Raw genomic sequence first — 20,710 nt, forward strand, 5'->3', positions numbered from 1 at the left:
ATTGTACGGAAGACGACGGTGAGGTCCCGTTTTGGGATGCGAAATATGTCCAGATCCGTGTCTCCGCCAGCGCTCTTAATAATAAAAGAACGATAACGGAGACCATGGAGACTATCATCTCCAGGTCCATCTACCAGGAAGCTTCTCCGGGCTGGGGAATCAGGATTTGTGCGTTCCGGGGTTGGCCTGCAAATATGGGTGAAAAGGTACCTGTCGCCGGGGTCAAGGTTGCCATTGACGGGCCCAAGAAAACCTGGACCAGTACCAACAACCGCGGTGCCGCTTTGTTCTTTTTGAATGGTAATGAGACAGGTAATTATAAGGTTACTGTAGAGGCTCCCGGTTCCATGATGGTTATGCCCGGAGATCGGTCATTTGAACTGGACGTAAAGCATAATACAGAAGACCCTGTTGAACGATGGGCGAAAAGAAGAGTTCTGGTGGAATACCCGTGTTACTTGGATCTCACCGTCCGGGATGCCGGTACAAAGAACCTAATTGAAGCAGCCTATGACGAGGAGAGTCACCTGGAAATCCGCAGTCCTTTTTATCCTTATGTACAGAGGATGGAGGTTCGCTCTCCCGTATTGTCAATTGCGGAACCCTTATGGCCTCTAGGGCCCGGTGAAACGGGAGCGTATGGGCTCAGCCTGCGCCATGTCCAAGGTTATCACGACGCGGAAGGAAATGAGTTTTTTTGGGTAACCGGGCAAAAGGAAGAAACTGCATGGAACGGCACTTTTGCCGGCCCCGGTGAGCGCTTGGCTTTAATTGCCTATTTGCTCCCTATCCCGCCTACTCCTTCCGGTGATGATGTCCAGGATGCGACCGGGCTTGTGCAGTGGCTTAACGGCAACAGTCATGTAGTCACTAGCAATATCAAGGAAGACAAGGCTCGAGCGACAACTGATGCAGGTGACTTGGCAAAGGTTGTTTGGAAAAGTGGAAATCCTCAAGACACCATTAAGTTAAACAATGATAACAGCTTCGTCTTTACCGCATCCGCCATGTATTGGGAGCGCAATTTCTACACTCAGGCTCATATGCGAGTAGCAGCTGAGTTGCATGTGTTTAACGGGTGGGTCCATTTAGAGGATAAGAATGCAAACAAACAAGGGGAGTTAAGCTTGTTCGTTCCCGACGGGCTTGGTATTCCCGGCAGCCTCATTCCCGGCGGTAACCCGGAACGTGTTTACGGGGAAGTTCATTTCGTGGAAGGACTATTCTTAGGCGATCCCAGCAATGAGGAAAATCTAATCGCCAAAGGCGCTTACTACTTCCCTGATGGTGCCAGGCTCCCAGAAGATGCTAGACTGTTGATTCCCATGATCCCGTCTAATCTCCGATGAGGTGTCTACCATGAAGGGGTATTTTGAAAACCGGCGCGGGTTGACCCTGGTGGAGCTACTCATTGTCCTGGCTCTTTTATCAATCATCCTAATAGGCGTCGTTAATCTTTTCAGCTTTATTCTCCGGACCTTCGATTGGGTGGAAGGGGAAACCCAACGACAGCAGGAGGTAAAACGGGCCTTGTCCATGCTGGGCAATGACATCAGGAATGCCAGACCCCTTGAGGACCAGCTCATCGGGGTAGCTATTAATCAATCCGGCACGGAACTGTTATTGGGGCCTGAAGGACAGGGGTGCATCCGTTACCAGGTGAGACAGAATGCACTGTGGCGGCAGGTGCATGATGGACATGGTTTTACCGATCAACCGGGGAAGATCCTTGACCTGGTGGTGCAACCCGGTGATAGGCCTTTCCAAAGAAATGAAAAGACTGTTTTCGTGCACCTGAGAATCGATTATAGCGGCGGTAGGAAAGCCGGAAAACTTATGGAAATCACGGCGGAGTTCACCGTGAGAAACGGTTTGCTGGAAAAGGAGGATTAATATGTTCAAACTCCTTTGGCAAAATGAGGATGGCATGGTGTTGCCTCTCGTAGTAGTCATGATTGCCGTTTTTACTATTCTAGGGTTCAGTGCTCTTTTCATGGTAGATACGCAAGCCGGCTTGGAGGAAAAAGAAATCCATAGGACTGGTGCCCTGCACTATGCGGAGGCCGGCATCAATGATTACCTGGGCCATTTGAACAGGCGGATTAATGTGCCCTGGGACAAATGGAATGTACCCGTACCTTTTGAAGACGGCTACTACCAATTAGAGCAGGTAGAATTTGATGAAAGCTCCTTGACCAGGGTAATTCAGGCCACAGGATGGGTTGCCGGCGACGAGGGCAACAAGAGAACTATCCGGGCAAAAATCGGGCGGAGAGCATTTAACGAGTACGCCTATTTTTCTCATGATGACGGCCCAAACATTTACTGGAAAACGGGAGAGGTGTGTTATGGTCCATACCACACTAATAATATCCTTAACATAAGCGGGACACCGACCTTTTACGGGCCTGTCACTTATTCCAAGGACGTTATCGGAGTTGGTAACAATGCCAAGAAGATTTTTAGGGCCGGTTATAGAATGGTTCCGGAGATTAAACTGCCCAACAATAATTATCAATTAAAGGAAAGAGCTCTGGAAAGGGGTCACTATTATTTCGGTCGGACCAGGATCCTTCTTGATGGGGATAGATACCATGTGAAATACTACGAAGAGATTACCGATGGACGCGGTAGAAAAACCTACCAAGAACAAGAAAAAAGGAACCTGCCCTTGCCGGAAAACGGTGTAATCTATGTGGACGGCGGCAATGACGGTAAGTTTGCCGCCACCTCCGGCAACTTGTTTATTGCCGGTGAGCTTTCCGGTAACTTGACGGTGGGGGCGGCAAACGACATTTACATTCTAGGATACGATCCTTTGGAAAACCAATGGGAGAAAAATGTTAAGCAGGGCAATAAAACGGTCACCAAAAAACCCGATCCGGTACCTAATGCCGCGACTCAGGGGATTGTTTATAAAAACACTGTCTTTAGACAGGTGAAATCAGGTAAGGAAGTTACCGGTTATGAGGCTGACGGGGATGATATGCTGGGTTTGGTGGCCAATAACAAGATCAGGATTTTAGGCGAAGATTGGTTTGACGGGGTTAAAGCCGATGTGGCTCCAAATAACATCACCATTCACGCAGCCCTTTTCTCCATCAATGAAGGCTTCGGTTACGAAAGCTATACGAAATATAAAAAAGAAAACATCATTTTAAGGGGGTCCCTTGTCCAGCACACTAGAAAGCCGGTCGGTGAAACCGATTGGATGGGTAAAAAAACGGGGTATTACAAGGATTATGCTCATGATCCGAGGATGTTGACCACAGCACCTCCCAATTTCCCTGAGCCTTTAAACACCGGGTGGGAGATTAAGGAATGGATTGTAGATCCTCCCGAGGACCGGTAATGAACCGGCTGCGTTATCTTTACCCCTGAATGCGGCCGCCGGCGGGAACAGTCGTGATGATGCCGGCGCTCCCTTTACACGTGAAAACAGCACCCCGTTGCCCGGGGTGTCTTTTTTGACAGATCCTGTCGTTTCCTGACGGCAAAAAGTGAAATATTTTGGCAGGAAACAACAAACTTAGAGAGAATTGTTAATTTTCAGAGGCAGAAATACTGGATTTTAGGATATCGGGGAGGAAAGAGGATACCTCTCATGGCTGTTTTCTATTACCGGGCTCGCGACAAGAAGGGGCAATTGGTGGAAGGAAGCCTTACCGCCAGCAGTCGACTGCAAGGAGCCCAGGAACTCAGGCAGCAGGGATTGTTTCCCCTCGAGATTAGAGAAAGGGCAATTTTCCAAAACAGGCCGACCTTAAAATTTGCCATTACAAAGAAAACACAGCACCTTGCCGTTTTTGCACACCAAACGGGAGCGATGTTGGAAGCAGGATTACCCGTGCTGACTTGTTTAGAGTTAGTAAAAGAACAGCTTTCCCAGGAATATGGGCAGGCTTTAACAGCCGTACAGCAAGACTTAAAGGAAGGAAGTTCCCTGGCCGGCGCTTTAAAGAAGCATCCCCATGTGTTTCCTCCCCTGTTGACCAGCATGGTAGAGGCCGGGGAACTCGGTGGAATCCTAGTGGAGGTTTTATACTGGCTGGCAGAGCTTTATGAGAGAGAGACTCATTTGTTGGAAAAAGTCAAGTCTGCATTGCTGTATCCCTGCTTGGTGCTGGTGCTGGCCCTATTAGCACTGGTATTCTTGTTTATCGCAGTCATACCCAATTTTGCACACATTCTGGAGAACATGGGGGCGGAAATACCTCTCATCACGCAGTTGATCTTGACTACGGCACGGAAGCTGGCCGACGGCGGATTCTTTTTGGCTCTGGTCTTAGGGCTGCTGCTGGGCTGCACCTATTATATCTCAAAGTCGCCGGCGGGGAAGGGTTGGCGGGACAAGTTGCTGCTTGAATTCCCATTGATTAGGGATTTGACGGTCAAAATGCTGTCTGCCAGGTTTTGTAGGATGCTCAGTGCCTTGTTGAGGAGCGGTGTACCTATCTTGCAGGCCGTCACCGTGGTGCAGAAGACCCTCGGCAATCAACGGGCCCAAGCAAGATTGTCTTTAATCGTAACTGATTTGCAGGAAGGCAGGAGTTTAGGAAGCTCCCTGGCCAAAATGGGGCTTTTTCCTCCGCAGCTGGTGGCGGTGGTTGTTGCCGGGGAAGAGTCAGGACAATTACCCGAGTTCTTGTTCAAGTTGGGCCAAATGTATGAGACGGAATGCCACCGGACCTTGGAGCGGGTTACCGTCTTGCTGGAGCCTGCTTTGATGTTGTGCCTGGGCGGTTTCGTCAGTTTTGTCGTCATCGCCCTGTTGTTACCGCTGTTTACCCTGATTGGTTCTCTATGAGCCGCTGCCGGACCCATCAACGTTCAATACCAATCAGGTTTGCCTGGAATAGGATTCTTTATACCGTGAGGACCATGAAGAAAGGAAAACCAAGAGGGTTTACTTTGTTAGAAGTTATCACCACCATAGCCATCTTAGGCATTATCTTAACCATGGCCGTGCCTAACCTGCATAAACCGCTGGCCAGGTACCGACTACAAAGTACGGGTATGCAGTTGGCTGCGGATTTGCGGTGGGTGAGGCAGCAATCCATTTACGGTAAGGCTACTGTGGTACATATCTGGTTTTCTTTACCGGATAATTTTTACATGGTCCGGGATGGTACCAAAATCATCGTCTACCGCACGCTGCCGCCCGGTATCCGATTTGCGGAAGTGGAACTCCAGCAGAGACCGTTTACTTTCACCCTTTCCGGAGCGCCCGGGGGCGGGGGCAGGATTGTGCTAAAAAACGATTACGGGGAAAGGTGTTATGTGTATATTATGCCCTCCACCGGCCGCATCAGGGTGGAGATGGGGAAGGGACAGTGACGTAAGGCGAAAGGAAGACGGCTTTTCCTTCATCGAAGTCGTGGTGGCGGTTTTCATACTATGGTTGGTGGCGGCACCCTTTGTTTCCATGTTTGTTCATTCATTCCAGGCATGTATCGCCGCCGGGGAAGAAACCCAGTCTCTTCATCTCATGCAGGGTATTTTGGAAACCATCCTGGATCCCTCGGCAACACCGGCCGCTACCGGAGGATTTGTCACCCATCCCGCATGGCCGCGGTACGAATACAGGATTATGGTCCAACCCCATAGCGGTGTATTCCTTGACCGAGTCACGGTAGAATTGCGTGATACCGGTCGACCCGGTCAAGTAATTTCGTTTACCACATTAAAGGCCAGGCGAAAGCTATATGAAACGGCTTCTTTCCAGTAAAGGTGTTACCGCCATAGAGGTAGTCCTCAGTACCGGTTTACTGCTGGTGCTGCTCATACCCTTTTATGGGTTCCTTTACACCGGTATCAAGTCGTACCAAGCCATAGAAACACGAACCAATCATCAACAGAATCTCCGCATCGCCCTGGAGGCTATTGCCTGGGACCTGCGGCACTGCACCGGGTTGGTGGAAACGGCCGCGAATGTCAGGTTGGATGAACACAACTTGCTGCTGGTGAACAGCCAACAAGAGACTATCTGGTATTACTTGAGCGGCGAGGACCTGCGGTGGGCTGTGAAAAAGAAAGCCGACACCAGGTTCCAGGCCCATAACCCGGTGGCGGGAGGCATTACGGACTTGAGATTCCGTTACAACCGTTACCCTCCCAGTCACAGCACCCAAGTAACCATTTTGATAGAAGGTATGGACAAGCTTGGACGAGTCTACCGGTTGTCGTCAACGATAGCTTTAAGGGTTGATAGCTCCGATGCTTGGCGGTGGAAATGAAATCCTTGTGGATAGCCGGGGTTTTATCCTTTTTCCCACGGTGATGCTGGTCATTTTAGTGCTGGTCATTGGACTGGCCACCCTAGAACTGGCAGGAACAGAAGTAAAGCTTAGCGGGAACCACAAGCTGGCTCTGGAAGCCCTTTACCTGGCTGAAGCAGGGGTGCAAATGGCCCTTCACATGTTGGAAAGGGATCCGGCCTGGCAGCAAGGTTACCGGAACTATCCCCTGGGAAGAGGTGTCATTAAGACTGTCACCGTTACCCACGAGGGTAACCTGGTCACTATTGAATCACAAGGAGAAGTACTGGGGGTGGGCCGGAGAATCAGGGTGCAGTTGGAGAAGGTACCTGTACCTTTCACTCATGTAATAGAAACTAATTCCTTAGACTTGCGACCGGGTGCGATGGTTATGGTGGAGGGTGACGCGGTTCATTTCGGCGACTTTGCTCTGGCGCATGGGGAATTGGATGCCCTTTTGACTGTAGAAGGTTCGGTGCGCCTGGCCGGCGGCCGCTTTAAGGGAGCCATGGCGGCTACCGGAGCGATTACGGTGTACCCTGACGCTCAGGTGGAAGGCACCCTGATCAGCGCCAAAGAGGTCAGCGGAGTGGAGGGATATGCTGGCGTACCTGTGATACTGCCTGCCGGGTCCCTGCCGCCGGACCTGCACTGGTATTATCAACAACCTCGTTTTCCCGTGGAAGAGCCGGTCTTAGACCTGGGCGAACTAAGTTCCGGCTTTTACATCGCCGGCGGCGATTTAACCCTGGTGGGACAAAACCCGGTTTCGAATTATCAAGGATCCGTGGCCGTGGTTGTGCCGGGCACATTATTTGTTCATTGCAATTTGATCCCAGAAAACCCGGAGCTGGATACGCTGGTTCTGGCGGCTGAAAGGATCGTCGTGTCCCCCTGGGTTACTGACTGTGCCGGGATCTTCCTGGCAGCAGAAGAGATTCAAATCGAAGGAGGTACCCTGAGCAGGAAGCTGGCGGGCAGCCTGGTGGCGCCTCGCATCTCCATTGGACCGGGACAGGTGACGCTGTCCTATTATCCTTTCCCCGGTGCACATCTCGTCAAACAGCCGCAGATGCTTTTACAGGTAAATAAATGGCAAGAAATCATGCTGATGAAGTAGAGGTGAAGATATTTGTGGAAAAGGTTTCTTACGCGGGAACGGCTGCCTTTAGGCCTGGCCTGGGAAGAGGACGGGATTCGCATCATAGAAATAGACCATGGAAGGCCGGGCTACCGCGTAAAAGCATTCAACTTTCCTTTTCCTGATCCGGTGGTGGAAACAGGCTGCCAGGCCGGTCACCGGCTCCTGGCAGAGTTTATGAGAAGGATCGTAGCGGAAAACCGCTGGCACAAGAAACCGGTGGTTACAGCGCTGCCGTCTCACCAGGTTATCATCAGAAACCTTAAGTTTCCGCAGATGCCCAGGGCGGACCTGCACAAAGCTGTAGTGTGGGAAATCAGTCAAATCCTGGACGGGGATTTGTCCGCCTTTACTTACGATTACCTGGTGGCAGAGGAACCCGCACCCGGCGATGAGCAGAAAGACATCAGCGTAATGATTGCCGCCATGGAACGAGAAAAGGTGATGGCATATTACCGGTTGTTTGTAGAAGCAGGTTTTCAACTGCAAGCCATTGACGTGGTTCCTTTGGCTTTGAAAAGAGCCCTGCTGGGAAAGGGAGAGACCATTGATGGCCGGAAGCCGGTGGTGTTATTGGACCTGGGCAATTGCTGCAGCCAACTGGCGGTCATCGATGAAGGTATGCTGACACTCACTCGTTCCCTACCGTATTCGTTTTCTGGCCCCGGTGAACACGACCGGGTGCCGGGAGGAACGGCGGCGCCGCCACACTCCAAACTGCTGTTGGAGATCAAAAAGACCTTGGACTTTTTTCAAGCGGAACGGAGGCGGCAGGTCACAGGCATTATTGCCAGCGGTAGGGCTCTTTCCCCCTTGAGCCTGCAAATGCTGCACATGGATCTAGGTATCCAGGTCATACCCGGCCTGCCCGGCAGGGGTTTGCGGCTGGACCGGTATCCCGATCCCAGTTATGCGGTGGCCATGGGGCTCGCCTTGAAAGGAGTGCGGGATTAGATGTCCATTAACCTGCTGCCGGAAGAGATCCGGGTGCATCATATCAACCGGGAGCAAAAGTCTTTATGGCTGGTCCTGCTGATCCTGTACGCCGGCCTTTTCGCCGGTTCCAACGGTTTCTTGTTCTACAAGATCAGTGCCAAGCCCGTGGACGAGGCCGCCTGGCATAGGCTCCAAATGGAGCACCAGCAGGCGGAAGAGACTTTAGCCCAGTTAAATGATGCATTAGACAGGATCATTGAAGAAAAGAATGCATTGGAAGCTTTATGGCAAAGGGAACAGGAGCAGGCTGCCGTCGTGGCCTTCATCCTTGAGCAGGTGCCCACGTCCATGCGCCTTCTGAAACTGCAAGTAACGGAAGAAGACTGGGCAACCTTGTCGGGAGAAGCCAGCAGCCTGGAAGAAATCAGCCTATGGGTTGGAGCTTTGTCAAGGCAGGCCCTCTTCCGAGAAGTAACCCTTGCCCAGCTGGATGTGAACCGGGAGACGGGAGTCAGCATCTTTACCATTGATTTGAGATTCAACCGGGAGCCATAATGGTGACGCCATGTACAGCTTGTCAGGAAGAGAAAAAAAGCTTGTAGCCCTTGCCGTTGGGTTATCGGCTTTTGTTTTTTGGTACAAGATTTTTTTCGGGTTGTTGCTGCCCCAGTATCACCAACGGCAGCACTTAGAGGCAGAAACCCTCGGTCTGCAGGAAAACCTGTCCCGATTGTCTGCCACGATAGCCGGGAAGGAAAGCATTATCGCAGATACAGAGGAGGAAATAAAGGCCATTAAACATCAATTGACTTCCCCTTCCGGCTTTTTACTTTATGAGCTGGGCAGGTTGGCGGCAGGCAGAGTGGCTTTGTCGGGCATGGAGACCCGTGCTCTCCGTCATGACGGCAATTTCCTTGTTAGCCACGTGTCCGTTGAACTGGAAGGCAGCTACCAGGCCATCGTTGATTTAGTGCGAGAGCTGGCAGGAGTGCCGGGTATCAGCTTTAGAGAATTAACATTCAACCGGGCAGAGGACGAAAGCCCAGGAAGGGTTACGGCTCGCCTTACAGTTCAACATTTTGATGTAGCGGACAGGGAAAGGTTCCCTGAAGAACCGGGCTTCCGGTACGAGCCCTACCAAAGCTTTGCTCAACTTGAGCCGGGTGAGGACCCGGATGATACGATGGATGAGACGAGCAGTGAAACTGTGCAAGAACCTGCTGCCCCAGAACAGGACGGTGCCTACCGGTGGCCCTTGGCACCTTATACGTTTCCGGTCAGGTAGAATTTCGGGTATTTCGCCGAGGTAAGGGTGAGACAATGGGAAAGTACATAAAGACTGTTTGCTTTGCGCTGCTATTTCTCCTAGTCACAGGTGTGGCCGCTTTTCCCGGGCAGGAGGCCGGGATTGGGCAAATCAAAGCTATCTATCAAAATATCAGGCTGGTGGTAAACGGGAGGACGGTGGACCTGCCGGTAACTCCTTTTCAAGTCGAGGAAGGGCATTTGATGGTTCCTGTCCGGGCATTGGCAGAGGCATTGAACTGCAGGGTGGAATGGGATCCAAATGAGAATATTGTATACATCAACAACCATTTCCTGTTAAGAAGTGATTGCAGTAACCGGGTACCTTACGTTTACGTGGAAGAACTTCCTGTCTTGCGCAATGTCGGGCCTTTCTTTCAGTTAAAGAGCAGGCCGATTACCATTGCTTCCAGGCAATTTGGGCATGGCTTGGTGGTAGAACTGGTGGCACCGCCTCCCAACGGGAAGGAAGAGGAAAAACCTGCCCACTACGCGGAAGCCGTAGTGGAACTGGGCGGCAAGTACACCTGGTTGGAGGGCTTCTTGGGTGTAGACGACGAGACCCGGAACAGTCGTGGGAGTTTTATCTGCGAGATCTACGGGGATGACCTGCTCATTCACCAGTCGGAAATCATCAGGCCGTCCCAGTATCCTCAAAAATTCATCGTCAATGTAACAGGATTTCACCGGCTAACTCTCCTGGTCCGCTGGGAGGATGCCGGCCGGGGCGATTATGACCGGCTCTGGGCTGCGGTGGCTGATCTCCTGGTTTATTGACCCGTTTCAGGCGCCACTGACGCTAAAGAATTTAAAGGAGAGCCCATCACCCAGAAGGAATATATTCATCCAGCATGAATAATACTAGGGATCAAGGAAAAAAGGGGTGATGCAGATGCTGGAGAAACAGCAGTTGGAAACAATTCTAGCCACCGCCCTAGGGGAAGGTGGGGATTTTGCCGAACTGTTCATGGAGAGGAAGACCAACACCGGCATCAGCTGTGAAGACAACCGGATTGAGAAGATTATCTCCGGTATCGAGCTGGGAGCCGGGATTCGGGTCATAGTCGGCGAAAATACAGCTTATGGATATACAAATGATTTGTCTTTGGAAGGGCTGTTAGAGGTAGCGAGAGTGGTGGCGAAAGCGGCTAAGGGAGCTGCCGGAAGCGTTAAAATTGAGTTGAAAAAAGCTGAGCCTCCCGTTGCTTTTGAGGTCAGGCAGCTGCCCACCGGGGTCAGCATCGATGAAAAAGTGCGGCTGGTGGAAGCAGCCAATGAAGCTGCCCGGGCTCTGGATGAACGGGTTATCCAAGTAGCCGTGGCGTACGGAGACGTAATCCAGGATGTGTGGATTGCTAACAGCCTGGGCAGGTATGTGGAAGACCGGCGGATTCGCACGCGCTTTGTCGTTAACGTGGTAGCGGCCGAGAACGGTTTGATCCAGACCGGTTATGAAGCAATTGGGGGACATGTCGGTTTCGAACTCTTTGATGAAGTATCCCCGGTGGAATTGGCGAAAAAAGCCGCCCAGAGGGCTTTGTTGATGCTAAGAGCCAAACCTGCTCCGGCGGGTCAAATGATGGTGGTGATGTCCGGAGAAGCAGGCGGCACCATGATCCATGAAGCCTGCGGTCATGGTTTGGAAGCAGACCTGGTACAAAAACAGCTATCAGTCTATAGAGGTAAAATAGGGCAAAAAGTTGCCTCCGAGCTGGTGACCGTTATTGATGACGCCACTTTGCCGAATAAGTATGGTTCTTTTGCGTTTGACGATGAGGGCAATCCGGCCCAGCGGACCGTTCTCATTGAAAACGGGATCCTGAAAGGCTATATGTACGACTATTTAACGGCCAAAAAGGAAGGGAAAACGTCCACCGGTAACGGCAGACGGGAATCTTTCCGGGATCGTCCCATTGTACGGATGACTAATACGTTTATCGCCCCCGGCAATTCGGATCCGGAAGAAATCATTCGATCCGTGCAAAAAGGTTTCTACGTGAAGAAAATGGGTGGCGGTCAAGTCAATACCACCAATGGTGACTTTGTTTTCGATGTGACCGAAGGCTATTTGATTGAGAACGGGAAAATCACCGAACCGGTCAGGGGAGCTACTTTAACCGGCAATGGGCCGCGAGTATTACAAATGATTGATATGGTGGGAAATGACCACGGATTTGCTATTGGCACGTGTGGCAAGGACGGCCAGGGAGTACCCGTATCAGACGCTCAACCAACCATCCGTATTCCACAACTGACCATCGGCGGCTTATTAGACTAAGGAGGGAATTAGATGGACAAATACCAGATCCTGGCGAAAGAATTGGTGGAAAAAGCAGCAGCCAGCGGGGCCCACCAGGCTGAAGTGTATATCTCGAAAGGAAAAGAATTGACCATCGAAGTAGCCAACGGTCAAGTGGAAGCATTAAAAAATGCCGAGGAACATGGCCTGGGCATCAGGGTCCTCGTAGACCACCGGTTAGGCTACGCTTATACTTCGGATTTTTCTCCGGCAGCGTTGGAAGCGACCCTCACTCAGGCCATTAAGAACGCGGAAAAAACCCACCCAGATCCTCATTATCGCCTGCCGGACCCGGTCATCGATCACAGGGAATTGGAACTATACGATCCGGAGATAACTGCCACCAGTATTGAACACAAAATCAACCTGGCTTTAGCCATTGAAAAAGCAGCCAGGGAATATGATCCCCGGGTGAAAATTACCGAAAATTGTACATACCAGGATTCCCAGTACCAGGTGATCCTGGCCAATTCTCAGGGAATCCTGTGTTCTTATCAAGGCGCCTACTGCGGGTGTTATGCTTACGTAGTAGCGGAAGAAGATGAAGATGCCCAAACCGGCTTTGGCATGCAGTTTGATTTGAAAATTGCGGCGCTGGACCCGATCAAAGTAGGGAAAGAAGCCGCCGCCAAAGCTGTCAGGATGCTGAATGCGAGCCATATAAAAACCCAAAAGGCACCGGTTGTGTTCGATCCTTATGTGGCGACCAACTTCCTGGGAGTATTGGCACCGGCCCTTTCCGCTGATGCCGTGCAAAAAGGAAAATCTCTCTTTGCCGGCAAAGTGGGACAGCCAGTCTGTTCCTCATTAATCAACATTGTTGACGACGGCGCCTTGCCGGGCGGTCTGATGTCAGCTCCTTTTGACGGGGAAGGTGTGAGCACCGGGAGGACCGTACTGGTGGAAAGAGGCGTCCTGAAGGGATACCTGCACAACACTTATACTGCAGCCAAAGACGGGGTAAGTTCCACAGGGAATGCCGTACGTTCTTTTAAGAGCACCCCGGAAGTGGGTACCACCAATTTTTATATCGAACCCGGTAACGTATGTAAAGAAGAGCTGCTGGCCGGCATTGAGCAGGGTTTCTATGTGACGGAAGTGATGGGCATGCACACGGCCAATCCCATCTCCGGCGACTTCTCCGTCGGTGCCAGCGGCTTGTGGATCGAGAACGGGCGGTTAACCAGACCGGTTCGAGGCGTGGCTATTGCCGGCAATTTGATGCATCTCTTTCAATCCGTGGATTGTGTCGCCGACGACTTAACCTTTTTCGTGGGAAGAGGTTCCCCCACCATTCGCATCAAAGAAATGACTATCAGCGGCAGTTAGTTTCATAAAAACTCTATCCAAAAGGGCTAACATATGGTAAAATGCTAGCGAAAAACACTGGGGGAGGCAGTGATGAGGCTTCTTTTCTTGCACGGTCCTAATTTGAACCTGTTAGGCAAAAGGGAACCCGGTATCTATGGTACCACCACCCTGGCAGGGATTAATGAGCAATTGCAATCCCTGGCAAAAGAATACGGAGTGGAAATTAGTTTTTTTCAATCAAATCATGAGGGCGTCCTCATAGACGTGCTGCAGGAAAAAGGATGGTCCGGGGAAGTAGATTGCATTATTTTCAACCCGGGCGCCTTTACCCATTACAGCTATGCCCTCCGCGACGCGGTAGCGTCAATCCCCATTCCTGTCATTGAGGTGCATTTATCGAACATATACCAGAGAGAAGAATTCCGGCACCGTTCCGTGCTTGCGCCGGTTTGCCGGGGGCAGATCAGCGGATTTGGTGCCGGGAGCTATATCGCCGCATTTTTTGCGGCGCTGCACTTGATCAAACCGCAAATACTTGAACCGGGGAAGGAACACCAAAATGCCTTATGAACGACGCTGCAAAAGAATTCAAGCGCTATTGAGAGAAGAAGATTTAGACGCCATACTTGTTACCGGTGGATCTAACCGTTATTACCTGAGCGGGTTTCGCGGTTCCGCCGGCTGCTTGCTGGTGACTGCCAACCAGGCATTTCTATTGACCGACGGTCGTTACGTAGATCAGGCCAAACAGCAAACCGCCTGCTGCCAAGTCCTGCATCAAGGTGCCGATTGGTATAATACCTTAAACCAGTTATTAAAAGAGCACCAGGTGAGAAAGCTGGCCTTTGAACAGGAACACGTGAGCCACGGGGAATACCTGCGCCTGGCGGAGAAGGTGTCGGGTGCGACCCTGATCGGCAAGAGAAATTTTGTTGAGACTTTTCGTGAAATAAAAGACGGGTCGGAACTGGAACTGATGAAAAAGGCGGCCTCTATAGCTGATCAGGCTTTCCATGACTTATTGTCCATCTTAAGACCCGGGTTAACGGAAACGGAGGTGGCGGCTCAGCTCGAGTACCGGATGCGCCGCCTGGGCTCGGAAGGGCCTGCTTTTGATACAATTGTAGCCTCAGGGCCGCGTGCTGCCTTACCCCATGGTACGGCTACCGACAGGAGAATTGCCCCGGGAGACTTCGTCGTCTTTGATTTTGGGGCTACCTATCAGGGCTACCGCTCTGACATGACCCGAACGGTGGTGATCGGGCAGGCTTCGTCGAAGCAAAAGGAGATCTACCAGTTGGTGTTAAGAGCTCAACTGGCCGGCCTGCAAGCTGTGAAGGCAAACGAAACCTGTGAGAGCGTGGACAGTGCCGCCAGGGAAGTTATCGCTAAAGAAGGGTACGGGGAGTTTTTCGGGCACAGCCTGGGACACGGCGTGGGCCTGGATGTACATGAAAATCCACGGCTGGCACAGGGAAATAAGCTTCCTTTAAAGCCGGGTATGGTTGTCACAGTTGAACCGGGAGTATATTTAACTGACTGGGGCGGGGTTCGTATCGAGGATATGGTCCTGGTAACCGGCGACGGCTGTGAAATCTTAACCCATACATCAAAAGAATTGTTGGAGATTGCTTAAGTCAAGGTTGTGGATGAGAAGGAGGTTCAATCATGATTTCAACTAACGATTTCCGGACTGGTTTAACCATCGAAGTGGACGGGGAGGTTTATACGGTAGTAGAATTCCAGCACGTGAAACCCGGCAAAGGCGCTGCTTTCGTCCGTAGCAAACTGAAAAACAGGCGTACCGGTGCCGTGGTGGAGAAAACCTTCCGTGCCGGCGAGAAGGTCGAAAAGGCCCATGTAGAGCGCCGGGAAATGCAGTATCTCTACAATGACGGGGACAATTACTATTTTATGGATACCGGAAACTATGAGCAAATATCTCTAAATAAAGACCAGCTAGACGAAGCCATCAAGTTTTTGAAGGAAAATATGAACATCTATTGCTTGTTCTACAAAGGGGAATCTATCGGTGTGGAATTGCCGAATACAGTAGAGCTCAAAGTTGTTGAAACTGAACCCGGTGTCCGGGGTGACACGGCTACCGGCGCCACGAAAGCCGCTGTTTTGGAAACGGGAGCCGTCGTGCAGGTGCCGTTGTTTGTGAACGTGGGCGACGTACTTGTGATTGACACGCGGAGCGGGGAATATGTCCAGAGGGCATAATGTTTAAGGAATAGGCAATAATACGGAAGTAGAAATTTGAAAAAAGGAGGGTTCCCGGTGAGAAAACTGTTCAAGAAAATCGCGTATCTTGAGGGCTTAATTGACGGCGCCGATCTGGAGGATGCCAAGGTAAAACGGATTCTCGATGAAATAGTGGATGTATTGGAAGATGTGGTAGAAGCCCTGCACGATCTGCGGGACAGCCAGGAAGAACTTGAAGATTACGTATCCAGTGTAGATGAGGATTTAGAAGACCTGGAAAGAGAAATCTACGGCGACGAAGAAGATGATTACGAAGAAGACGAAGACGACGATGATGTTTCCTATGTGGAAGTGGAATGTCCCAAATGCCACGATACCGTTTATTTTGACGCCAATATCTTAGAAGATGATGATGTGGTTGAAGTAACCTGCCCCAATTGCGATGAAGTTGTGTTCGTCAATGATGACAGCATCGAATTGTCAAATGAGGACGACGGGCAGGACGACAATAAGAATGATGACATCTAAGCATAGCTAATCATAACCCCTCGGTGAAAGCCTGACGGAAAACCGGGGGGTTTTTGATTCTATGGCATAAAATTCCACTTGGACAATATCTTAATAGGGAAGGGAGGGTCAGGCATGATCCATCACCTCACTACCGGTGCACGGCATCGCCGGCCACCGGAGCGATTTGCCCGTGAAATCTTGCCCTATTTCCCCTTGCCCCTAAAAAGCTGGTTGGCTAACCTGTCTGATGACGCTTTAGCGGAGTTAGAAGAAATCAGGCTACGCGTTAATAAACCCATCATTTGTCAAATCGGGGGCCGCAGCGCCTGGTTAAATGATCAGGGGCAACTGGTAACCCTCTATACCGGCAAACCTTTTATCCTGGAAAGTGAATTAATGGAAAAAGTGATCGCTCTCATCAGTCAGAGTTCATTTTACGCCCTGGAGACAGAGCTGTCGCAAGGATACCTGACTTTGCCGGGAGGACACCGGGTAGGCTTTACCGGGGAAGCAATTCTAGAACAAGGTAGGATAGCAGGCATGAAGCATTTATCCAGTTTGAATTTCAGGGTTGCCCGTGAAATCCCGGGGGCTGCTGACAGGCTCATTCAGGCATTAATCGATGAGACAAGTCATAGAATCTATCATACTTTAATCGTATCCCCGCCCCGGGCCGGGAAAACTACTTTGCTAAGGGACCTGGTGCGGCAGATCTCCAGCGGCATCCCGGGACTATGGCCCGGGGTTAATGTGGGGCTGGTAGATGAACGCTCGGAAATCGCCGGGTGCTGTCAAGGTGTACCCCAGCTCGACGTGGGAACCAGGACGGATGTTCTGGACGGCTGTCCCAAGGCAGAAGGGATGATCCTTCTTCTTCGTTCCATGTCCCCTCAAGTCATCGCCGTTGACGAACTGGGCCGGCCGGAAGACATCAATGCCGTAATGGAGATGCTTAATGCCGGGGTTAGTCTCATTGCTACCGTGCATGGCCATTGCATCCATGAACTGGAGCACCGGCCCCACCTGGGGTATTTGATTAAACACAGGATTTTCGAACGCATTGTCATTCTAAGCCGCCGGTTGGGACCGGGGACCGTCGAAAACATCTATCATGGGGACCTGACCCAAGCCGGCTGACGGCAGAAGGGGGTATCGGCGACTTGAAATTGCTGGGGGCAGTGCTCATCCTGCTGGCTTGCAGCGGTTTAGGAATCATGGCAGGAGAAAGAATCGCCGCTCGTCCCAGGCAGCTGCAAAAACTGAGGAACGATTTGCTTCTATTGGAAATGGACATCAATTACGCGGCGACCCCATTGCCGGAAGCCCTATCCAAACTGGTCCAAACCAGTGACCGGCCAGTAAGGCAGTTATGGGAAGGAACACTGAACTACCTGGTCAGCGGGGAAGGTCTGACAGCAGAGGAAGCCTGGCACCGGAGCCTTACCGGCTTCAGTTCCCAATCGGCTTTGCAGGAAAAGGACTTGGCTGTGCTGAGGGACTTCGGTGCCGGGTTGGGCACCACCAATCGCCGGGAACAGTTAAAGAAATTCAAACTGGTGCAAGAGCAACTGGCTGTCCTGGCAGCCCAGGCGGAGGAAACCAGGCAAAAAACGGAACGGATCTACCGCACCATGGGAGTCTTAACCGGGATTGCTCTTATTATCCTATTATTCTAAGGAGGAGAACCATGTTCAGCTTGGCGGGAGCGGGAATCATCTTTAAAATTGCCAGTATTGCTATTATCATCTCCGTGTTTTATACATTCCTGAAGCAAGCCGGTAGGGATGAATACGCTTACATGATCCTGTTAGCTGGGTTGGCGGTTGTTTTGACCATGGCTATCCCCCAAATTCTCGAATTATTTCAAGCGGTGGAGCGGGTGTTCAGCTTGTATTAAACAGGGGTGACCTTAACATGAATATCATGCAAATTGTCGGTATCGGCATGATTGCAGCCATCCTTGCTATCTTTTTGAGACAGACTAATTCCCCGGTCAACGCCATGCTCATCAGCCTGCTGGTGGGCGTCATCATCTTCATTACCCTGTTGGATGATATTGCTTACGTGCTGGGAGTACTGGACCACTTGGCGGTGAAAGCGCGAGTCAACCAGCTTTATTTAACCACCATTTTGAAGATTATTGGCATTGCGTATGTGGCTGAATTTGGCGCACAAGTTTGCCGGGATGCCGGTGAAACAGCCATTGCCTCAAGAATTGAGTTTGCCGCTAAAATACTGATCCTGGTACTGGCAATGCCCATCTTGGCAGCGGTATTGGAAACCATCATTCTCTTATTACCCTAAGGTGGGAAGAACATGAAGAGAACAGCTAAAATCATCTCCCCATGCATCCTCGGCCTGGTGTTACTCTTGGCCCTACCCTTACCGGCTCCGGGTATTGCCGAAGGGGCTGCCGCGATGGCGGACAACCCTTCCTTGCAAGGACAACTGGAGGAGCTAGAGGGCTTTTTATTGGAAATAGATCGAGAACTGTCCCGGGCTATACCTGAGCTCAGTCTAACCCAATTGTTTAACAAGCTTAGAGAAGGAAACGTCGATCTAAGCGTGGCCGGCATCACTCAAGGAATGGTGCAGTTTTTGTTCCGTGAACTGCTGGCCAATTCCATGTTGCTGGGTCAATTGATCGTGCTGGCGGTACTTGCTGCCGTCCTGCAAAACATGCAAACGGCTTTTGAAAACGCCACCATCAGTAAACTGGCCAACGCGGTTATCTTCCTGGCCTTGATTTCTCTGGCGCTGGTTTCTTTCCACCGGGTAACCAGCGCCGGCAAGACGGCCATTGAGCAAATGGTTCAGTTTGTTTACGCGCTGTTGCCGGTACTGGTCACTCTGATGGCCAGTGTGGGCAGCTTATCCACAGCTTCCATCATCCACCCGGTGATTCTCACGGCTCTTAGTATTATCAGCAGTATGACGGTGAATATCATCTTCCCCCTTATGTATTTGGCAGCGGTGCTGACGATTGCCAATCAAATTTCCGAACAATTCCAAGTAACGCAGCTGGCGAAACTGTTTAAGGACATCAGCTTAGGACTGCTGGGGTTGTTCCTGACCATCTTCATCGGCATCCTGTCCATCCAGGGAGTGGCCGGAGCGGTGGCTGACGGCGTAGCCCTGCGCACGGCCAAGTTCTTGACGGGAAGCTTTGTCCCGGTGGTGGGGAAAGCATTTTCCGACGCCCTCGAGGCCATGATCGGCACTTCATTATTATTAAAGAACGCCGTGAGCTTAATCGGGGTAGCCGTCATCACCTGCCTCTGCTTGCTGCCGGCAGTAAAGATCTTATCCATGGCACTCATTTACCGCCTGGCTGCGGCGATTATCCAGCCTTTCAGCGGGGGCAGCATCTCCAATATGTTGGAAAGCTTGGCCGGCGTGCTGTTTTCGGTTTTCGGTGCGGTGGCCACGGTGGGATTAATGTTTTTCATGGTGGTAACCATCATCGCCGGGCTGGGAAATTACAGTGTTCTGCTTAGGTGAGAACAATGATCGATCTGCTTAAGGAGATTGTCTATCATCTGGTCCTGCTGCTGTTACTGGCCACTTTTCTCGACATGCTGCTGCCCAAGAACACCTTTACCCGCCATATCCGTTTTGTGGTAGGGCTGTTCGTGATGCTGACCATTTTACAGCCATTGTTACAACTGTTCAACTGGCCGGGACCGGTGCATTTTTCTATCAGGGAACCACCGGAAGTAGAGACCGGGAAAATCATCCAAACAGGTATGGAACTTCAAACCGCCACAGAAATAGCTGCCTTGCAAGCGGCAAAAGATCGCCTGGAACAGCAGTTGGAAGCCATGATTTATCTCAATCTTGGAATAGACCGGGTGCAGGCGGAATTGACCCTGGAAAACGTGCCGGAACAAGGACCGGTGGTGAGCCGGGTCACCATCTACCTGCAGCCTGGTAATGACGATGGTCAGGAAAAGGCGCTCTTGGTCAAAGAAGTTGAACCGGTCATTGTCAATACGGAACATCCACCGCCGGTGGAGGTCAAAGCTGACGCGGAGTTGGAAAAGCTCAAAGCAAAAATCATGAATGGTGTCAGCGCCTATTTAGGCTTGGACCGGGACAGGATCGACATTTTGGTAGGCCAATCTACAGATACATAACGGAGGTGGTACAATGCCGGAGAATCAAACCAAATCCCTTTGGGAATTATTAGGAGGAAAGCAGAAATACTCCACCGGGCTGCTGCTCCTGGCCCTATGCTTGGGCTTGCTGCTGTTCGCTCTAAATTACTTAGTTCAACCTCCTAAAGACCCCCAGGTAGCGACGCCGCCGGAGGTTCATTTTCCTGAAACGGAAATCAGCCGTACCGAGAAAATGCTGGAGCAACGTTTAGAGCACATCCTGTCGCAAATTGCGGGAGCAGGAGCAGTGGATGTGTCCGTTTTCCTGGCCACCGGTACCCGCTACGAATATGCTATCAATGCCAGTGTCAACAAAAGGGTCATTGATGAAAAAGATCAAGCCGGAGGGGTGCGGTTAACCACTGAGGACAACTCCTCAGACGAATATGTATTGATCAGGGGATATCAAGCGGAAGAAAAACCGGTGGTAGTACAGGAAAACAGCCCGAGAATACAGGGGGTATTGGTAGTGGCGGACGGGGCACGGGATGCCAGGGTCAAAACTCAACTGCTACAGGCGGTGCAAGTGGCCCTGGGCTTAGAACCTCACCGTATTCAAGTTCTGGCGAGAGAGGTAAGGTGATGT

25 protein-coding genes are annotated in these 20,710 nt (G+C 51.2%); all 25 read left to right on the forward strand.

Annotated features, from left to right (window positions below; all coding sequences use genetic code 11):
• The first annotated feature begins 104 nt into the window (after positions 1-104).
• The 25 genes from GXX34_09490 (at position 105) to GXX34_09610 (ending at position 20,707) form a co-directional block, all read left to right on the forward strand.
• A complete protein-coding gene (locus GXX34_09490) occupies positions 105-1,349 on the forward strand; it encodes a carboxypeptidase regulatory-like domain-containing protein (protein HHW07741.1) in 1,245 nt (414 codons plus the stop codon).
• Between the two features lie 10 nt (positions 1,350-1,359).
• The gene (locus tag GXX34_09495; GenBank protein HHW07742.1) at positions 1,360-1,893 is read left to right on the forward strand and encodes a prepilin-type N-terminal cleavage/methylation domain-containing protein; all 534 of its coding nucleotides are present in this window, start codon (positions 1,360-1,362) and stop codon (positions 1,891-1,893) included.
• Position 1,894: 1 nt separating this feature from the next.
• Positions 1,895-3,352: a hypothetical protein gene (locus GXX34_09500; GenBank protein HHW07743.1), complete on the forward strand. Its 1,458-nt coding sequence runs from the start codon at positions 1,895-1,897 to the stop codon at positions 3,350-3,352.
• A 252-nt stretch (positions 3,353-3,604) separates the two neighbouring features.
• Positions 3,605-4,807, forward strand: coding sequence for a type II secretion system F family protein (locus tag GXX34_09505; protein ID HHW07744.1), 1,203 nt, complete (start codon positions 3,605-3,607; stop codon positions 4,805-4,807).
• Between the two features lie 104 nt (positions 4,808-4,911).
• Entirely contained in the window at positions 4,912-5,337 is a 426-nt protein-coding gene (locus GXX34_09510) for a hypothetical protein (GenBank protein HHW07745.1), read from the forward strand.
• A 43-nt stretch (positions 5,338-5,380) separates the two neighbouring features.
• Positions 5,381-5,728, forward strand: coding sequence for a hypothetical protein (locus tag GXX34_09515; protein ID HHW07746.1), 348 nt, complete (start codon positions 5,381-5,383; stop codon positions 5,726-5,728).
• The gene (locus GXX34_09520) at positions 5,706-6,236 is read left to right on the forward strand and encodes a hypothetical protein (protein ID HHW07747.1); all 531 of its coding nucleotides are present in this window, start codon (positions 5,706-5,708) and stop codon (positions 6,234-6,236) included. The genes GXX34_09515 and GXX34_09520 overlap by 23 nt, the downstream gene beginning before the upstream one ends.
• A 40-nt stretch (positions 6,237-6,276) precedes the next feature.
• Positions 6,277-7,377: a hypothetical protein gene (locus GXX34_09525; GenBank protein HHW07748.1), complete on the forward strand. Its 1,101-nt coding sequence runs from the start codon at positions 6,277-6,279 to the stop codon at positions 7,375-7,377.
• A gap of 12 nt (positions 7,378-7,389) precedes the next feature.
• A complete protein-coding gene (locus GXX34_09530; GenBank protein ID HHW07749.1) occupies positions 7,390-8,352 on the forward strand; it encodes a pilus assembly protein PilM in 963 nt (320 codons plus the stop codon).
• Positions 8,353-8,889 (forward strand): hypothetical protein, encoded by a 537-nt coding sequence (locus GXX34_09535; protein HHW07750.1) that lies wholly within the window; start codon positions 8,353-8,355, stop codon positions 8,887-8,889. It abuts the gene before it with no gap.
• A gap of 19 nt (positions 8,890-8,908) precedes the next feature.
• The gene (locus tag GXX34_09540) at positions 8,909-9,619 is read left to right on the forward strand and encodes a type II secretion system protein M (GenBank protein HHW07751.1); all 711 of its coding nucleotides are present in this window, start codon (positions 8,909-8,911) and stop codon (positions 9,617-9,619) included.
• A gap of 35 nt (positions 9,620-9,654) precedes the next feature.
• Positions 9,655-10,416: a hypothetical protein gene (locus GXX34_09545; protein HHW07752.1), complete on the forward strand. Its 762-nt coding sequence runs from the start codon at positions 9,655-9,657 to the stop codon at positions 10,414-10,416.
• A 115-nt stretch (positions 10,417-10,531) separates the two neighbouring features.
• A complete protein-coding gene (locus tag GXX34_09550) occupies positions 10,532-11,917 on the forward strand; it encodes a TldD/PmbA family protein (protein ID HHW07753.1) in 1,386 nt (461 codons plus the stop codon).
• Between the two features lie 12 nt (positions 11,918-11,929).
• Complete coding sequence (locus GXX34_09555) at positions 11,930-13,267, forward strand: TldD/PmbA family protein (protein HHW07754.1); 1,338 nt, start codon at positions 11,930-11,932, stop codon at positions 13,265-13,267.
• A 72-nt stretch (positions 13,268-13,339) separates the two neighbouring features.
• Positions 13,340-13,819 carry a type II 3-dehydroquinate dehydratase gene (gene aroQ, locus GXX34_09560; GenBank protein HHW07755.1) on the forward strand — a complete coding sequence of 160 codons (480 nt, stop codon included), beginning with the start codon at positions 13,340-13,342 and terminating at the stop codon, positions 13,817-13,819.
• Positions 13,809-14,885 carry an aminopeptidase P family protein gene (locus GXX34_09565; protein ID HHW07756.1) on the forward strand — a complete coding sequence of 359 codons (1,077 nt, stop codon included), beginning with the start codon at positions 13,809-13,811 and terminating at the stop codon, positions 14,883-14,885. The genes aroQ and GXX34_09565 overlap by 11 nt, the downstream gene beginning before the upstream one ends.
• Positions 14,886-14,917: 32 nt before the next feature.
• A complete protein-coding gene (gene efp / locus GXX34_09570; GenBank protein HHW07757.1) occupies positions 14,918-15,475 on the forward strand; it encodes an elongation factor P in 558 nt (185 codons plus the stop codon).
• A gap of 57 nt (positions 15,476-15,532) precedes the next feature.
• Positions 15,533-15,985 carry an AraC family transcriptional regulator gene (locus tag GXX34_09575; GenBank protein ID HHW07758.1) on the forward strand — a complete coding sequence of 151 codons (453 nt, stop codon included), beginning with the start codon at positions 15,533-15,535 and terminating at the stop codon, positions 15,983-15,985.
• A 114-nt stretch (positions 15,986-16,099) separates the two neighbouring features.
• A complete protein-coding gene (gene spoIIIAA, locus GXX34_09580) occupies positions 16,100-17,104 on the forward strand; it encodes a stage III sporulation protein AA (protein ID HHW07759.1) in 1,005 nt (334 codons plus the stop codon).
• Positions 17,105-17,127: 23 nt separating this feature from the next.
• Positions 17,128-17,643: a stage III sporulation protein AB gene (spoIIIAB, locus tag GXX34_09585; GenBank protein HHW07760.1), complete on the forward strand. Its 516-nt coding sequence runs from the start codon at positions 17,128-17,130 to the stop codon at positions 17,641-17,643.
• A gap of 11 nt (positions 17,644-17,654) precedes the next feature.
• Positions 17,655-17,864, forward strand: a complete 210-nt coding sequence (gene spoIIIAC / locus GXX34_09590; protein ID HHW07761.1) for a stage III sporulation protein AC — start codon at positions 17,655-17,657, stop codon at positions 17,862-17,864.
• A gap of 17 nt (positions 17,865-17,881) precedes the next feature.
• The gene (spoIIIAD, locus tag GXX34_09595) at positions 17,882-18,271 is read left to right on the forward strand and encodes a stage III sporulation protein AD (protein HHW07762.1); all 390 of its coding nucleotides are present in this window, start codon (positions 17,882-17,884) and stop codon (positions 18,269-18,271) included.
• 12 nt (positions 18,272-18,283) lie between these two features.
• Positions 18,284-19,468: a stage III sporulation protein AE gene (gene spoIIIAE / locus GXX34_09600; protein ID HHW07763.1), complete on the forward strand. Its 1,185-nt coding sequence runs from the start codon at positions 18,284-18,286 to the stop codon at positions 19,466-19,468.
• 5 nt (positions 19,469-19,473) lie between these two features.
• Positions 19,474-20,103 carry a stage III sporulation protein AF gene (spoIIIAF, locus tag GXX34_09605; protein HHW07764.1) on the forward strand — a complete coding sequence of 210 codons (630 nt, stop codon included), beginning with the start codon at positions 19,474-19,476 and terminating at the stop codon, positions 20,101-20,103.
• A gap of 13 nt (positions 20,104-20,116) precedes the next feature.
• A complete protein-coding gene (locus GXX34_09610; protein ID HHW07765.1) occupies positions 20,117-20,707 on the forward strand; it encodes a hypothetical protein in 591 nt (196 codons plus the stop codon).
• Positions 20,708-20,710: the final 3 nt, after the last annotated feature.

The organism is Clostridia bacterium (assembly GCA_012840125.1).
Taxonomy (GTDB): domain Bacteria; phylum Bacillota; class DULZ01; order DULZ01; family DULZ01; genus DULZ01.

What these genes read in the sequence shown, in the direction of transcription:
- spoIIIAC (HHW07761.1), top strand. Translation starts at nt 17,655, where the DNA reads ATGTTCAGCTTGGCGGGAGCGGGAATCATCTTTAAAATTGCCAGTATT.
- GXX34_09565 (HHW07756.1), top strand. Translation starts at nt 13,809, where the DNA reads ATGCCTTATGAACGACGCTGCAAAAGAATTCAAGCGCTATTGAGAGAA.
- GXX34_09505 (HHW07744.1), top strand. Translation starts at nt 3,605, where the DNA reads ATGGCTGTTTTCTATTACCGGGCTCGCGACAAGAAGGGGCAATTGGTG.
- spoIIIAE (HHW07763.1), top strand. Translation starts at nt 18,284, where the DNA reads ATGAAGAGAACAGCTAAAATCATCTCCCCATGCATCCTCGGCCTGGTG.
- GXX34_09555 (HHW07754.1), top strand. Translation starts at nt 11,930, where the DNA reads ATGGACAAATACCAGATCCTGGCGAAAGAATTGGTGGAAAAAGCAGCA.
- aroQ (HHW07755.1), top strand. Translation starts at nt 13,340, where the DNA reads ATGAGGCTTCTTTTCTTGCACGGTCCTAATTTGAACCTGTTAGGCAAA.
- spoIIIAA (HHW07759.1), top strand. Translation starts at nt 16,100, where the DNA reads ATGATCCATCACCTCACTACCGGTGCACGGCATCGCCGGCCACCGGAG.
- GXX34_09545 (HHW07752.1), top strand. Translation starts at nt 9,655, where the DNA reads ATGGGAAAGTACATAAAGACTGTTTGCTTTGCGCTGCTATTTCTCCTA.
- GXX34_09550 (HHW07753.1), top strand. Translation starts at nt 10,532, where the DNA reads ATGCTGGAGAAACAGCAGTTGGAAACAATTCTAGCCACCGCCCTAGGG.
- GXX34_09495 (HHW07742.1), top strand. Translation starts at nt 1,360, where the DNA reads ATGAAGGGGTATTTTGAAAACCGGCGCGGGTTGACCCTGGTGGAGCTA.
- spoIIIAF (HHW07764.1), top strand. Translation starts at nt 19,474, where the DNA reads ATGATCGATCTGCTTAAGGAGATTGTCTATCATCTGGTCCTGCTGCTG.
- GXX34_09610 (HHW07765.1), top strand. Translation starts at nt 20,117, where the DNA reads ATGCCGGAGAATCAAACCAAATCCCTTTGGGAATTATTAGGAGGAAAG.
- spoIIIAD (HHW07762.1), top strand. Translation starts at nt 17,882, where the DNA reads ATGAATATCATGCAAATTGTCGGTATCGGCATGATTGCAGCCATCCTT.
- efp (HHW07757.1), top strand. Translation starts at nt 14,918, where the DNA reads ATGATTTCAACTAACGATTTCCGGACTGGTTTAACCATCGAAGTGGAC.
- GXX34_09500 (HHW07743.1), top strand. Translation starts at nt 1,895, where the DNA reads ATGTTCAAACTCCTTTGGCAAAATGAGGATGGCATGGTGTTGCCTCTC.
- GXX34_09520 (HHW07747.1), top strand. Translation starts at nt 5,706, where the DNA reads ATGAAACGGCTTCTTTCCAGTAAAGGTGTTACCGCCATAGAGGTAGTC.
- GXX34_09490 (HHW07741.1), top strand. Translation starts at nt 105, where the DNA reads ATGGAGACTATCATCTCCAGGTCCATCTACCAGGAAGCTTCTCCGGGC.
- GXX34_09535 (HHW07750.1), top strand. Translation starts at nt 8,353, where the DNA reads ATGTCCATTAACCTGCTGCCGGAAGAGATCCGGGTGCATCATATCAAC.